Origin of the sequence: Euzebya pacifica (assembly GCF_003344865.1) — a bacterium.
Taxonomy (GTDB): Bacteria; Actinomycetota; Nitriliruptoria; order Euzebyales; family Euzebyaceae; genus Euzebya; species Euzebya pacifica.
Window position 1 is genome coordinate 3223821 of record NZ_CP031165.1, and the last position, 12578, is coordinate 3236398.

14 protein-coding genes are annotated in these 12578 nt (G+C 71.5%); 6 read left to right on the top strand and 8 right to left on the bottom strand.

Annotated features, from left to right (window positions below; all coding sequences use genetic code 11):
- Positions 1–5 precede the first annotated feature (5 nt).
- Positions 6–389, bottom strand: coding sequence for a hypothetical protein (locus DVS28_RS28420; RefSeq protein ID WP_164710514.1), 384 nt, complete (start codon positions 387–389; stop codon positions 6–8).
- A 22-nt stretch (positions 390–411) separates the two neighbouring features.
- Between DVS28_RS28420 and DVS28_RS13750 the strand changes: the two genes are divergently transcribed.
- Entirely contained in the window at positions 412–2370 is a 1959-nt protein-coding gene (locus tag DVS28_RS13750) for a Stk1 family PASTA domain-containing Ser/Thr kinase (RefSeq protein ID WP_164710515.1), read from the top strand.
- Between the two features lie 8 nt (positions 2371–2378).
- Here the strand turns inward: DVS28_RS13750 and DVS28_RS13755 are convergent, their stop codons facing one another.
- A complete protein-coding gene (locus tag DVS28_RS13755; RefSeq protein ID WP_114591957.1) occupies positions 2379–3227 on the bottom strand; it encodes an NADase-type glycan-binding domain-containing protein in 849 nt (282 codons plus the stop codon).
- An 84-nt stretch (positions 3228–3311) separates the two neighbouring features.
- On the opposite strand from DVS28_RS13755, the gene DVS28_RS13760 reads away from it, so the two are divergent.
- Entirely contained in the window at positions 3312–3917 is a 606-nt protein-coding gene (locus DVS28_RS13760; RefSeq protein WP_114591958.1) for an isochorismatase family protein, read from the top strand.
- Positions 3914–5482, top strand: coding sequence for a nicotinate phosphoribosyltransferase (locus DVS28_RS13765; protein ID WP_216826027.1), 1569 nt, complete (start codon positions 3914–3916; stop codon positions 5480–5482). The genes DVS28_RS13760 and DVS28_RS13765 overlap by 4 nt, the downstream gene beginning before the upstream one ends.
- A gap of 15 nt (positions 5483–5497) precedes the next feature.
- Here DVS28_RS13765 and DVS28_RS13770 read toward each other — a convergent pair whose 3' ends face one another.
- From DVS28_RS13770 to DVS28_RS13785, 4 genes are read right to left on the bottom strand one after another with little or no spacing between them, the layout of a single operon-like run.
- Positions 5498–5863 carry a response regulator gene (locus DVS28_RS13770; RefSeq protein WP_164710516.1) on the bottom strand — a complete coding sequence of 122 codons (366 nt, stop codon included), beginning with the start codon at positions 5861–5863 and terminating at the stop codon, positions 5498–5500.
- 5 nt (positions 5864–5868) lie between these two features.
- Complete coding sequence (locus DVS28_RS13775) at positions 5869–6450, bottom strand: sulfite oxidase-like oxidoreductase (RefSeq protein ID WP_114591960.1); 582 nt, start codon at positions 6448–6450, stop codon at positions 5869–5871.
- Between the two features lie 23 nt (positions 6451–6473).
- On the bottom strand, positions 6474–7523 hold the full coding sequence (locus DVS28_RS13780; protein ID WP_114591961.1) for a threonine aldolase family protein: 1050 nt from the start codon (positions 7521–7523) through the stop codon (positions 6474–6476).
- The gene (locus DVS28_RS13785) at positions 7520–8554 is read right to left on the bottom strand and encodes a 6-phosphofructokinase (protein WP_216826028.1); all 1035 of its coding nucleotides are present in this window, start codon (positions 8552–8554) and stop codon (positions 7520–7522) included. The genes DVS28_RS13780 and DVS28_RS13785 overlap by 4 nt, the downstream gene beginning before the upstream one ends.
- 66 nt (positions 8555–8620) lie before the next feature.
- On the opposite strand from DVS28_RS13785, the gene glpK reads away from it, so the two are divergent.
- Both glpK and DVS28_RS13795 read left to right on the top strand, forming a co-directional pair.
- A complete protein-coding gene (glpK, locus tag DVS28_RS13790) occupies positions 8621–10117 on the top strand; it encodes a glycerol kinase GlpK (RefSeq protein WP_114594181.1) in 1497 nt (498 codons plus the stop codon).
- Positions 10114–10671 (top strand): hypothetical protein, encoded by a 558-nt coding sequence (locus tag DVS28_RS13795; RefSeq protein WP_114591963.1) that lies wholly within the window; start codon positions 10114–10116, stop codon positions 10669–10671. The genes glpK and DVS28_RS13795 overlap by 4 nt, the downstream gene beginning before the upstream one ends.
- A gap of 51 nt (positions 10672–10722) precedes the next feature.
- Here DVS28_RS13795 and DVS28_RS13800 read toward each other — a convergent pair whose 3' ends face one another.
- Complete coding sequence (locus tag DVS28_RS13800; protein WP_423784785.1) at positions 10723–11451, bottom strand: lysophospholipid acyltransferase family protein; 729 nt, start codon at positions 11449–11451, stop codon at positions 10723–10725.
- A 100-nt stretch (positions 11452–11551) separates the two neighbouring features.
- Between DVS28_RS13800 and DVS28_RS13805 the strand changes: the two genes are divergently transcribed.
- Positions 11552–12028 (top strand): hypothetical protein, encoded by a 477-nt coding sequence (locus DVS28_RS13805; protein WP_114591965.1) that lies wholly within the window; start codon positions 11552–11554, stop codon positions 12026–12028.
- Positions 12029–12076: 48 nt separating this feature from the next.
- Here DVS28_RS13805 and DVS28_RS13810 read toward each other — a convergent pair whose 3' ends face one another.
- Positions 12077–12445 (bottom strand): hypothetical protein, encoded by a 369-nt coding sequence (locus DVS28_RS13810; RefSeq protein WP_114591966.1) that lies wholly within the window; start codon positions 12443–12445, stop codon positions 12077–12079.
- Positions 12446–12578: the final 133 nt, after the last annotated feature.

A 12578-nucleotide genomic window follows, 5' to 3' on the forward strand; every position in this document is an offset into this window, starting at 1 on the left:
CGGGGCTACAACGAGGGGTCGGACAGGTCGAGGGTGCGCATCTGCTCCTCGAGGCGGGAGACCTCGATCGCCACGGCCTCCAGGTCGCGGGCGATGCGGACGTCGAACTGCGGGAACAGGATCTGGAAGGACGTCTCGGCCGCCCCGATCTGCCAGTCCACGGCCTTGCAGAACTCGCCGAGGTCGAACTCCCAGGTGAACAGGAGCTCCTCGCCGTCGTCGTGGACCCACTCGGTCAGGAACCGGTTCGGTCGCCGGGCGTACTGCACGACACCCTTGCGGTCGGCCTGCACCGCATGGAAGTCGAGCGACAGCAACCCGTCGTGCAGTTCGTCGGACACTGGCCCGTCGGCATCGGACTCGGGCGGGAGGTCAGCAGGTTCTGGCACCCGGCCAACCTACACTCAGTGGGTGTCCACTCCGGCCCCAGGCACGTCCGTCCCCGCCGACACGGCGGGTGAGAAGACGCGCATCCTTGCCGGCCGGTACCGCCTCGGTTCGCGGATCGGCGCCGGAGGCATGGCCACGATCCTGCGGGGCACCGACACCCAGATGGACCGTCCGGTCGCCGTCAAGGTGCTGCATCCGCACCTCGCCGACGATCCCGAGGTCCGCACCCGGTTCGCCGCAGAGGCCCGCCACGCGGCCTCGCTGAGCCACCCGCACGTGGTCGGGGTCTACGACCAGGGCGAGACCGACCTGCCGTGGATCGTCCTGGAGCTGATCGACGGACCCAGCCTCCGCGAGGTCCTGGCCACCCACGGCCCGCTGGACCCCGCACAGGTGCTTGCGGTCATCGAGCCGCTCTGCGACGCCCTGCACGCCGCCCACGGCATCGGCTTGATCCACCGGGACGTCAAGCCCGAGAACGTGCTGATCACCGCCGAGGGCAGCCCCAAGCTGGCCGACTTCGGCATCGCCCGCGTGATGGCGGCCACCAGCCACACCGCCACCGGCACCCTCGTCGGCAGCGTGCACTACCTGGCCCCCGAGCTCGTCGACGGGATCGAGGCCACCCCGGCCAGCGACCAGTACGCCCTCGCGGTCGTCGCCTACGAGCTGCTGACCGGCCGCAAGCCGCTGCCGGCCGACACCCCCATGGCCGTCGCCCTGCGGCACGCCAACGAGGACGTGCCGCCGCCCAGCCGCTACGCCCCCGAGGTCACCCCGGCCATGGACGCCGTGATCGCCCGGGCAACCTCACGTGATCCCGCCGGTCGGTTCCCCGACGTCGCGGCGATGGGCCGTGCGCTCCGCGAGGCCGTCGACAGCCCCCCGGCCGCCGTGACCCACCTCGCCGATGACGGCCAGATGCACACCCTCGTCCTGCCCAGCGAGCTGGCCGAGACCTCGGCCCTGCCGACCCGACCGGCCCGCCGCACGGCCGAGGAGGACCTCGCGGCCCGCCGTCGTCCCGCCCCGGAGCGGCCCCCACGCCGCTGGCCTCGCCGCGTCGGCATGGTGCTGATCTCCCTCGTCGTCCTCGGCCTGCTCGGCGCCGGCGGCTGGCTGCTCTACGACACCGTCCTCGTGCCCACGACGATCCTCGGCGACCTGACCGGCCGACCGCAGGCCGAGGTCGTCGCCGAGCTGCAGGCGGTCGACCTCCGCGTCGACATCGCCGAGGAGGAGCACCGCCTCGACGTGCCTGCCGGCATCGTCACCGGCCAGTCCCCCAGCGAGGGCACCGAGCTGCGTGCCGGCGAGGTCGTCCAGCTGATCCTGTCCCTCGGCCCCCGGGTCATCGACATGCCCGACGTCCAGCTGCAGCCCTTCGCCGACGTCGAGTCGCTGCTGCGCGAGACCCACGCCTTCGACCTGCAGATCGCCGAGGAACACCACGACACGGTGCCGGAGGGCGACGTCCTGGCCCAGTCACCTCCGGCTGGTTCCCCGGTGGAGGAGGGGTCGGTCGTGGCGGTGACGCTGTCGCTCGGGATCGAGCAGGTCGACGTGCCCGACATGGTCGGCGGCACCGCCGAGGACGCCACCGCCGCACTGGAGGCCGTCCGGCTGTCCCCCACGGTCACCGAGGAGTGGTCCGACGAGTACCCCGAACGCGGCACGGTGATCGCCCAGGGGGTGGCGCCGGCCGAGCGCGTGGACGCGCTGACCCAGGTCCCCCTCGTCGTATCCCGTGGACCGCTCAGCCTGCAGGTTCCCGACCTGCGCGGCATGTCGGTCCAGCAGGCCCGTGACGCCGTCGCTGGCCTCGCCGAGGTCGAGCTGGTCGAGGAGAGCAGCCCGCAGCCGACGCTGGGGCCGTTCACCTACGGCTCGGTCAACGAGGTCGAACGGCAGATCCCCGAACCGGGCACCACCATCCAGCGGGGCGACTCGATCCAGATCTTCTACTTCGTCGCCAGCTGACCCGGTCGTCAGTCGGCCGACGTCTCCACGACCACCTCGCTGATGGCGAGCTCGGGCTGTTCGCCCACGACGGCCTCGACGACCAGCCGTACCCGGTCGTCGACGACGCCGTCGGGCAGGTCGACGGCCTGCGGCCCGTCGATGTCGAGGAGGTCGACGCGGAACTGCCGGCCACCGACCTCGATGCGGATGCCGGCCGCCCGTCCGTGCGCCGCGAACGACGTCTCGTCGGCCTGGTCGCCGTTCCACACCAGGACGCGGCGGACCTCCGTCCGGCCGGGGAGCTGGACCTCCAGCCACTCCCCCGTTCCCGGGCCGTCGGCGCCCTCGTGCCACGCCGTGGTCGCGTCACCGTCGATGGCCTGCAGCGCGCGGTGGCCCTCCACCACGCTGGAGGCCGTTGCGCCGCTGGGTGCCACCCCGGCCGCGACGGGCGGGCCGTCCGTCCGGCGGACCTGTGAGGTCACCAGGGCGAGCAGCACGCCGGCGGTCACGAGGCCGGCGAGCAGGACGAGGCTGAGCAGCACCGGGGAGGTGTCCAGCCCCCGACCGCGAGGGGCGGGGGCGGTGCCGGGGTCCGGTGGGTCGGCCGACCAGTCGTCGGGCAGCGCATCCCCGCCCGGCACCTCCTCGCGCAGGGGGGTGCCGCAGTGCGCGCAGAGCGGCCGGCTGGCGGCGTTGGATGCCCCGCACACCTCGCACTCCACCAGGCGGGCAGGCGGTTCGTCGCCGTCGTGGACGCCGGTGGTTTCCGAGGCCTCGATCGGACGTCCGCCGACGGGGGTACCGCACTCCGTGCAGAACCGCGCGGCATCGCCCAGGTCGGCGCCGCAGTGGTCACAGGTCTCGGCCGTCATCGTGTCCAGAGAGCCTACCCAGCGGGGGGTGCCTCCGGACCGCAGGCGAGGTGACCGGCCGGTCGCGCCGTAGTCTCTGCGGCGATGGACACCGATCTTCACCTCGACCCGTCGACTGCCCTGCTCGTCGTCGACGTCCAGCACGACTTCGCCGACCCCCACGGGGGGCTCTACGTCCCCGATGGTGAGGCCATCGTGCCGGGCATCAACGCCCTCGTGGCCGCCGCCAGGCCGGCCGGCAGCACCGTGGTCGCCACGCAGGACTGGCATCCGCCGTCGACACCGCACTTCGCCACCGACGGCGGCGTCTGGCCCGTCCACTGCGTCCGCGACACCTGGGGGGCGGCGCTGCACCGTGACCTGTCGCGCGACGCCGACCTGATCCTGCGCAAGGGCACCGGCGGTGAGGACGGGTACTCGGCCTTCGGCGTGGCCGACCCGACGACCGGGGCGACAACCCCGACGGGGTTGGCGGCCTACCTGTCGGCACGCGGGATCACCCGGGTGGTCGTCGTCGGCCTGGCCCTCGACGTCTGTGTGAAGGCGACGGCCCTCGACGCCGTCGAGGCCGGTCTGGAGACCACGGTCCGGGCCGACCTGTGCCGCGCCGTCGACCTGTCCCCCGGCGACGGCGCCGCAGCCGTGGCGGCCATGCAGGAGGCCGGCGTGTCGGTCCGGGGCCTGGTGTGAGCCTCCGCGAGGGCCGCGGCCCGCTGTTCACCGACCACTACCAGCTGGCCATGGCGCAGGTCCACGTCCGCGAGGGCCTGGCCGACCGGCTGGCGCAGTTCGACTACTTCTACCGCTCCAACCCCGACTACGGCAGCCACCAGGCGGGCTTCTGCGTCGCGACGGGACTCGGGCCGCTGCTGGAGTGGATGCAGGACGTGCACGTCACCGACGCGGAGGTGGACGCCCTCTCGCGGTTCACCACCTCCACCGGTGCGCCCGTCTTCGAACCGGCGTTCCTCGACTGGCTCGCCGAGCACGGCCACTTCCGCGACCTCGTGCTCGAGGCCGTACCCGAGGCCCGTGTCGTGCATCCGCACCTGCCGATCGTGGTGGTGACCGGTCCCCTGCCCCAGGCGCAGCTGCTGGAGACCGCCCTGCTGAACATGCTGAACTACCCGACGTTGATCGCCACGAAGGCGGCCAGGATCGTGAAGAGCGCGAAGGGGGCGCCGACGCTGGAGTTCGGGATGCGGCGCGGCCCCGGCGTCGCCGTCGACGAGGCGGCCCGCGCGGCGCTCGTCGGCGGGTTCGTGTCCACGTCCAACGTCCAGGCCTCGGTCGCCCTCGGGGTGCAGTCAGCCGGCACCCACGCCCATGCGCTGATCCAGGCGTGGATGGCCGACGGACGCGGCGAGCTCGAGGCCTTCCGTGCCTTCGCCCGGTCCGCACCCGACGACTGCGTGCTGCTCGTCGACACGATCGACACGTTGCGGTCGGGCATGCCCAACGCCATCACGGTGTTCGAGGAGCTCCGCGAGGCCGGTCACACGCCCGGTGGGGTCCGGCTGGACTCCGGCGACCTGGCGTACCTGAGCGTGCAGGCGGCGAAGATGCTGGACGAGGCGGGGTTCACCGAGGCACGGATCGTGCTGTCCAGCGAGCTCGACGAGCTGACGATCTGGCAGATCCTGACCCAGATGGCCGACGAGGCCGACCGCGAGGGGGTGGACTGGCCCCGGCTCCGCGGCCGCATGACCTACGGCGTCGGCACCCGGCTGATCACCTCCGAGGGCGACGGTGCGCTCGACGGCGTCTACAAGCTCGTGGGGCTGCAGGACGAACACGGTGAGTGGCAGCCAGCGGTGAAGGTGTCGGAGAACCCCGTCAAGGTGCCGATCCCCGGGCGCAAGCGGGCGTGGCGGGTCTACGACACCCGCGGACACGCCACCGCCGACGTGATCACCGAGCCCGACGCGACCCCGTTCGCCGACGGGCAGCCCATGCGGCTGCACCATCCCCATCGCGACGGGGCCTTCCGGACCATCGCACCGTCGGAGGTGTCCCGCGTCGAGCCGCTGCACGAGGTCGTCTTCGACGGTCGGACGACCCCGCCCACGGTGTCACCGTCGGCGTCGGGGGACCTCGCCACGCTGCGTCGGCGTTGCACCGACGACATCGCCACCCTCGACGCAGGCGTTCGCCGGCTGGTGAACCCCCACACCTATCACGTGTCGCTGGACGACCGGACCAAGGCCGTGCAGCGCGAGCTGGTCGCCCGCGCCCGGAGCAGCGTGACAGGGTGAGCCTGCAGAGCCGCGTCAGCCGGTGACGCGGCTCGCGAGGTCGGCGACGAGGTCCTCGAGGTCCTCCAGCCCGAAGGGCTTGGGCAGGTGGACGACGCCGTGGTCGGCGGCCACGCCGGCGAGCTGACCGGGAAAGGCCGCGGACAGCAACGCCGTCGGGCCGGGGATCAGGTCGTCGGCACGCAAGCGGTCGAGCAGCTCGATGCCGGTCTCCCCGGGCATCGAGACGTCCAGCAGCATGATGTCGGGCGGGTCGTCGCGACAGATCGCGTAGGCCTCCTCGGCGTTGGTCGCCTCGGCGGTCTCGTACCCCCACCGTTGCAGGCTGGTCCCGATGATGAAGCGGATGTCCGGCTCGTCATCGACGACGAGGACGCGCACGACCCCTAACCCTCCTGGTAGGAGTAGCGTTCCTCGGTGAACGGGCTGGCGTCGTTGTGGTAGCCGCGTTCCTCCCAGAAGCCGCGACGGTCCCCGGCCATGACCTCGATGCCGCTCAACCACTTGGCCGACTTCCAGGCGTAGCGCTTGGGCAGGATCAGCCGCAGCGGCCAGCCGTGCTCGACGGTCAGGTCCTCGCCGTTGCGTCGCCACGCGAAGAGCACGTCGTCGTCCAGCATCGCGTCGAGCGGCACGTTGGTGGTGTAGCCCTCGGCGCCGTGCAGCATCACGTGGGACGCCTCCGCCGTGGGCTGCAGCTCGGCGAACACGGTGCGGGCGGCCACGCCGTGCCACTCGTTGTCGAACACGCTGAACTTGGTGACGCAGTGGAAGTCCGCGGTGAGCGTGGTCCTCGGAAGGGCCCTGAACTGCTCGAGCGTCCACGTGGTCGGATGTTCGATGGCGCCGGAGGCCGTGACGGTCCACGTGGCGGCGTCGACCGCCGGCGGTGCGCCGAAGTGCAGGACGGGCCAGCCACGGGCCTCGTACTGGCCGGGCGGAAGCCGGTGGGCGTTCGGACTGCTCATGTGGGGGGTGTCTCCTGCAGGCGTCAGCTGGCGAGGACGGTCTTGAGCGCGTCGGTCGCCCGCGTGATGCCGACGGTGTCGACGTCCCGGTGGGTGACCATCCGCAGCGTGGTGGGGTCCATGCTCCCTGCGAGGATGCCGCGTTCCCGCAGGCCCGCCACGATCGCAGGAGCATCGACGCCGTCGACGTAGACGATGTTGCTGGTGGGCGGGGCGATCGGGTGGTCGTCGGGCAGCACCGCCCGCGCCGCGTCGTAGAGCATGCGGGCGTGCTCGTGGTCCTGGGCCACGCGACCCGGGCCCTGCTCGAGGGCGACCAGCCCTGCGGCGGCGATCACACCGGACTGGCGCATCGCCCCCCCGAGCCGGCGTCGCCAGCCCCGTGCGGCGTCCACCACGTCGGCCGGACCGACGAACACCGAACCGACCGGTGCGCCGAGCGCCTTGGACAGGCAGAACGACAGCGCCGTGACCTGTCGACCCTGCTCCTCGGTGGTGGACCCGGTGGCCTCGACGGCGTTGAACACCCGGGCACCGTCCATGTACAGCGGCAGGCCCGCCTCGCGGACCGTCGCCCCGATGGCCGCCAGCGCCTCGGGGGTGTAGGCGGTGCCGCCACGCCGGTTGTGGGTCTGCTCGATCGCTACGAGGGACGTGGCGGTCAGCGGGAAGTGGTCCGGGCGGATGTGGGCGGCGACCAGGTCGGCATCGAACAGGCCGTCGGGCGCCTGCACGGTGCGGAACTGCACGCCGGCGAACATCGCACCCGCGCCGGCTTCGTAGTTGACGAGGTGGGCGTCGGCCTCGACCAGCACCTCGGTGCCGCGGGTCGCCAGGCTCATCAACCCGACGAGGTTGCACTGCACGCCGGAGGGACACAGCAGCCCGGCCTCCTTGCCGAACAGCGCCGCGGCGGTCTCCTCAAGCCGCCGCACGGTCGGATCCTCGCCGTAGACGTCGTCGCCCACGTCGGCCTCGGCCATGGCCCGTCGCATCGCGGCGTCGGGGCGGGTGACGGTGTCGGAGCGGAGGTCGACCAGGCCGTCGGCGTGGCGGGGGGCGTTGACGCTCATCCGAAGAACACCCGGGCCGTCTCGAACATCTCCGAGGGGACGGTCTTCAGCTCGCGGGTGGCCTCGCCCAGCGATGCGGTGGTGACGTGCGCGCCGTCCTGGCCGACCATGATCCCCCAGTTGCCCTCGGCCGCATGGTCCATGGCGGCCTTGCCGAGCGAGCTGCCGAGCACCCGGTCGGTGGCGTTGGGACGGCCGCCCCGCTGGACGTGCCCCAGGACGGTGACACGGGTCTCGAACCCGGTCTGGCGCTCGATCTCGGGACCGATGATGTTGGCGATGCCACCCAGCACCGGCCGACCGAAGTCATCGGTCTCGTAGTCCGGCAGCGCCATGGTGCCCTCGGCGGGGACGGCGCCCTCGGCGACGACGACGATGGAGAACGACCGCCCCATGCCGTGGCGACGCTTGAGGTGCCGGCAGACCTTGTTGATGTCGAAGGACCGCTCGGGCACGAGGATGGCGTCGGCGCCGCCGGCCAGTCCGGCGTAGGTGGCGATCCACCCGACGTGGCGGCCCATCAGCTCCAGCACCATGATCCGGTTGTGGCTCTCCGCGGTGGAGTGCAGCCGGTCCACGGCGTCGGTCGCGACATCGACAGCGGTGGAGAACCCGATGGTGAAGTCGGTCCCGCCGAGGTCGTTGTCGATGGTCTTGGGCACGCCGATGATCGGCACGCCGTGCTCCTCGCTCAGCACCCGCGAGGCCGACAGGGTGCCCTCTCCCCCGATGACGATCAGGCCGTCCAGCTCGTGGACCTCCAGCGTCTCGGTGATCCGGGCGACACCGTCGGGTTCGCTGATCGGGTTGGTCCTGCTGGTCCCGAGCACCGTCCCGCCCCGCAGGAGGATGCCCTGTGTGGACCGGCGGTCGAGGCGTTCGACCGTCGAGTCGAGCACCCCCCGCCAGCCGTTGCGGAAACCGAACACGGAGACATCGAAGTGCTCCGCCCGTCGTACGACGGCGCGGATGACCGCGTTCAGTCCGGGGCAGTCGCCCCCGCCGGTGAGTATGCCGATGCGTCTGGTCACCGCGCGCATGCTAGACAACCCCCAAGGACATCTCCGCGACTGGGAGCTGAACGCGTGCGCACGATCATGACCATCGACGCCGGGACGACCGGTGTCACCGCGCTGCTCGTCGACGAGCGGGGCGGCCTGACCGGCCGGGGCTACGCCGAGTTCCCCCAGCACTTCCCGCGTCCCGGCTGGGTCGAGCACGACGGTGAGGAGATCATGGCGGCGCTGCGGACCGCCTGCGCTGCAGCGCTCGAGGACGGCGGCATCGAGGCTGCTGACCTGACGGCCATCGGCATCACCAACCAGCGCGAGACGACGTTGCTGTGGGACCGCGAGACCGGCCGGCCGATCCACAACGGGATCGTGTGGCAGGACCGCCGCACCGCGGGCGTGTGCGACCGCCTCCGCGAGGCCGGGCACGACGCGGCGATCCGTGACACCACCGGGCTGGTCGTCGACGCCTACTTCTCGGGGACGAAGATCGCCTGGATGCTCGACCGCGTCGACGGGGCACGGGCCATGGCCGAGGAGGGCCGTCTGGCGTTCGGCACGGTCGACACCTGGGTGATCAGCTGCCTGACCGGCGGTGCGTCGCATGTCACCGAACCGTCCAACGCCTGCCGCACGATGCTCTACGACATCGATCGGGCCGACTGGAGCCCGCGGATGGCCGAGCTGCTGCGCGTGCCGATGTCGGTGCTGCCCGAGCTGCGGCCGAGCGTCGGCAGCTTCGGGACGACCGACCCCGACGCGTTCTTCGGGGCGGAGGTGCCCATCACCGGTGTGCTCGGCGACCAGCAGTCGGCGCTGTTCGGCCAGGGCTGCTGGACGCCCGGCATGTCGAAGAACACCTACGGGACCGGCTCGTTCGTGCTGCTCAACACCGGACGGGAGCGGCCCACGTCCGGGCGGTTGCTGTCCTCGGTGGCATGGGACCTCGGCGACGGACCCTGCTACGTGCTGGAGGGATCGATCTTCGTGACCGGGGCGGCCGTGCAGTGGCTGCGCGACGGGCTCGGGATCATCGACAAGGCGTCGGACACCGAGCCGCTCGCCCTCAGCGTTCCCGACACCGACGACGTCTACCTGGTGCCGGCGTTCACCGGCCTCGGGGCGCCCCACTGGGACCCCTACGCCCGAGGGACGATCGTGGGCCTGACCCGCGGCACCAACGCCGGCCACATCGCCCGGGCGACGGTCGAGGCGATGGCGTTCCAGACCAAGGACGTCATCGATGCGATGGAGGCCGACTCGGGGCTGGAGCTCGGTGAGCTGCGGGTCGACGGGGGTGCCTCGGCCATGGACCTCCTGTGCCGCTTCCAGGCCGACCTGCTCGGGGTGGATGTCCTGCGACCCAAGGTGCGGGAGACGACGGCGCTGGGGGCGGCCTTCGCGGCGGGGCTCGGCGCGGGGGTCTGGGAGTCCACCGACGAGCTGGCCGACGTGTGGCAGCTGGACGCCCGTTTCAGCCCCGAGATGGACGCTGCGGAACGGGACCGCAGGTACGGTCGCTGGCGCCAGGCTGTGGCACGATCCTGCGCCTGGGCAACGGACGACGAGGACAACAACACGTGACACAACGACATGCCTGGGACTTCGAGCTGACCGGCGCGCTGGCCGCTCACCGTCCCACGCTGGACTGGCTGCCCGACCACCTGGCCGAGCTGCTGCCCGACGAGCCGGTCGCCCTGCACCTGCTGAGCCTGGCCAGCGACCTGTGCGATGCGGGACACATCCACCTCGACATCGTCATGTGGCTGCTGGGGGCCGATCACCTGCACTCGGTGATCGTGTCGGAGGAGCACTTCGACCGGGGCCCCGAGTCGGTCGACACCACGTTCGAGACCACCGTGTCGGCGCATCCGCTGGACACGATCGTCGGGACCCAGCTGTCGTCGGCCAGCCACCCCGACGGGACCCAGCTCGACGTGTCGCTTGCCGTGATGCTGAACACGCCGGGGCACACCGGGCATGCCGATCCCGTGAGCATCGAGGACCCCGACGTCTTCTCCTACGCCGTGGCCATCCAGCCCACCAGCCTCAGCTTCACCGTCGGGCCCGAGCGCACCGGCGAGCTGTCGTCGTTCGCCAGCGCCCTGCTGGCGGCTCGCAACGGCTTCGCGGGATAGCTGACCGGTCGTACCCTGCGGGACCGGGACGTCGTGGCGGCCGGGCGTCGCTCAGGCGGCGCGGTCCCGCTTCTCCTCGTCCATCTGACGACCCAGCTCGGCAAGGTCACCCGAGCCGATCTCGACCTCGCCCTTCTTGACCGCGGCGGCGTACTCGTCGACGTACTCCTGGCCGCTGAGCAGCATGAGCTCGTACATCAGCTCGTCGGTGGCCGAGCGGAGGGCGAAACGGTCGTCGTCCTTGCCGGCGTAGCGGGAGAAGTCCAGCGGGGCGCCGACCTTGATGCCGACACGGCCGCCGAAGCGGGGGAACTTCGCGCCCGGCGGGAGGATCTCGAAGACGCCGATCATCGCGACGGGGATGATCGGGACGCCGGTGCGCAGGCTGAGGCGGACGGGGCCGGTCTTGCCCCGGTACAGGCGGCCGTCGGGGGTGCGCGTGCCCTCGGGGTAGATGCCGAGCAGCTTGCCGTCCTCGAGGATCTCGATGCCCTTGCGGAGGGACGCCTCACCGGCGTCGCCACCCTCGCGGTTGACCGGCATCACGCCGACGTTCTCGAAGAAGTAACGCTGCCAGCCGGAGAAGTAGTCGGACTTGCCGAGGAAGAAGATCGGTCGGTCGACGTAGGCGGGCAGGAAGAAGTGGTCGAGGAAGGACAGGTGGTTGGAGGCCAGGATCGCCGGCCCCTCCGTCGGGATGTGCTCTGCCCCCTCGATCCACGGCCGGTAGATCGCCGTCAGGATCGGCGGCAGGACCGTATGGATCATCTTGTACAGCAGCGGTGTCCGCTCGCGCCCTGTCAACTCGTGCCTCCAGCGCCAGGCCGCGCCCGGCTCGATGGATGGCTAGCATACGTGGCCGGCCATCCAGGGGCGAGACGTGGAATCACCGCAACGCGAGGGCATCGCGCTCACATCGTTCGACCGGGCCACGGCAGACGCAGTCGTGGCTGTGCTGTCGCGTGCAGGCATCCCTGCGTGGCAGGACGCCGAGCCCGATGAGTACGGCGACACGGTGGTTCGGGTGCCTGACGGCCAGCGCAACGCTGCCATGCGCGAGATGGGTTCCCGCATGGAGGAGATCGCCGACGAGATCGCCGCGGCGCCTGCACCTCGGGCCTCGATCGGCCGTGCCGACGGACCGGTGCATCGGGACCCCGACGACGTGCACGACGGTCCCCCGCTGGTCATGCAGCGCTTCCGTGACCTGCGGGTGCTGATCGTCGTCGTGCTGGCCCCGCTGCTGGCCGTGACGATCGCCGGTCCCTTCCTCCCCCGCAGCCTGCGCGTCGTCGCGTTCGTCGTGATCGTCGCCGCCGTCGGCGCGGTCATCTGGCAACGCCGCCGGTCCCGCTAGTCCCGTCCAGTCAGTTGGGCCCGTCCAGTCAGTCGTGGACCCCGTGCGTCACAGGCACGGCTCGGTGGAGAAGTCCTGGTGCCCACGGCCGTGCTGACAGGCCTGTTCGCTGTGGTCCTCGACGACCGTGCCGTCGGCGTCCACGACGACGATGCGGCGCACCGCGCGGACGGAGTCGTCCTGGTCGGCGATGTCGCGCACGATCTGGACTTCGACCACACCGTCCTGGCCAACGGACGATTCGATCGTCACGCCCTCCTCGGTGATCCCCGCGTGGGCCAGCGCGACATCCACCGCTCGGTCCGTCTCGGGAAGCCCAGAGCACCCGCCGAGCAGAGCCACGACCACAACCAGTCCCGCGGTGCGGGCGAGCCGAAGGGCCGTTGGTCCCATGGGTGAGCGGTGCAGCGTGCGCATCTGGCTTCCTCGGACGATTCTCGGCTGGTTCGATCGATGTGTGGTTGGTCGCACCTTGCAGCGACAACGGTGGGGGTCGGGCTGTCCGACCGTGCGAGTCCCGGGGCAGCGCGGACTCGAAGTGGATCGCCCT

Bases quoted from the DNA above. Each gene is read 5' to 3' on its own strand.
- DVS28_RS13775 (WP_114591960.1), bottom strand. From the start codon at position 6,450: ATGAGCAGTCCGAACGCCCACCGGCTTCCGCCCGGCCAGTACGAGGCC.
- DVS28_RS13810 (WP_114591966.1), bottom strand. From the start codon at position 12,445: ATGCGCACGCTGCACCGCTCACCCATGGGACCAACGGCCCTTCGGCTC.
- DVS28_RS13755 (WP_114591957.1), bottom strand. From the start codon at position 3,227: ATGACGGCCGAGACCTGTGACCACTGCGGCGCCGACCTGGGCGATGCC.
- DVS28_RS13760 (WP_114591958.1), top strand. From the start codon at position 3,312: ATGGACACCGATCTTCACCTCGACCCGTCGACTGCCCTGCTCGTCGTC.
- DVS28_RS13780 (WP_114591961.1), bottom strand. From the start codon at position 7,523: ATGAGCGTCAACGCCCCCCGCCACGCCGACGGCCTGGTCGACCTCCGC.
- glpK (WP_114594181.1), top strand. From the start codon at position 8,621: ATGACCATCGACGCCGGGACGACCGGTGTCACCGCGCTGCTCGTCGAC.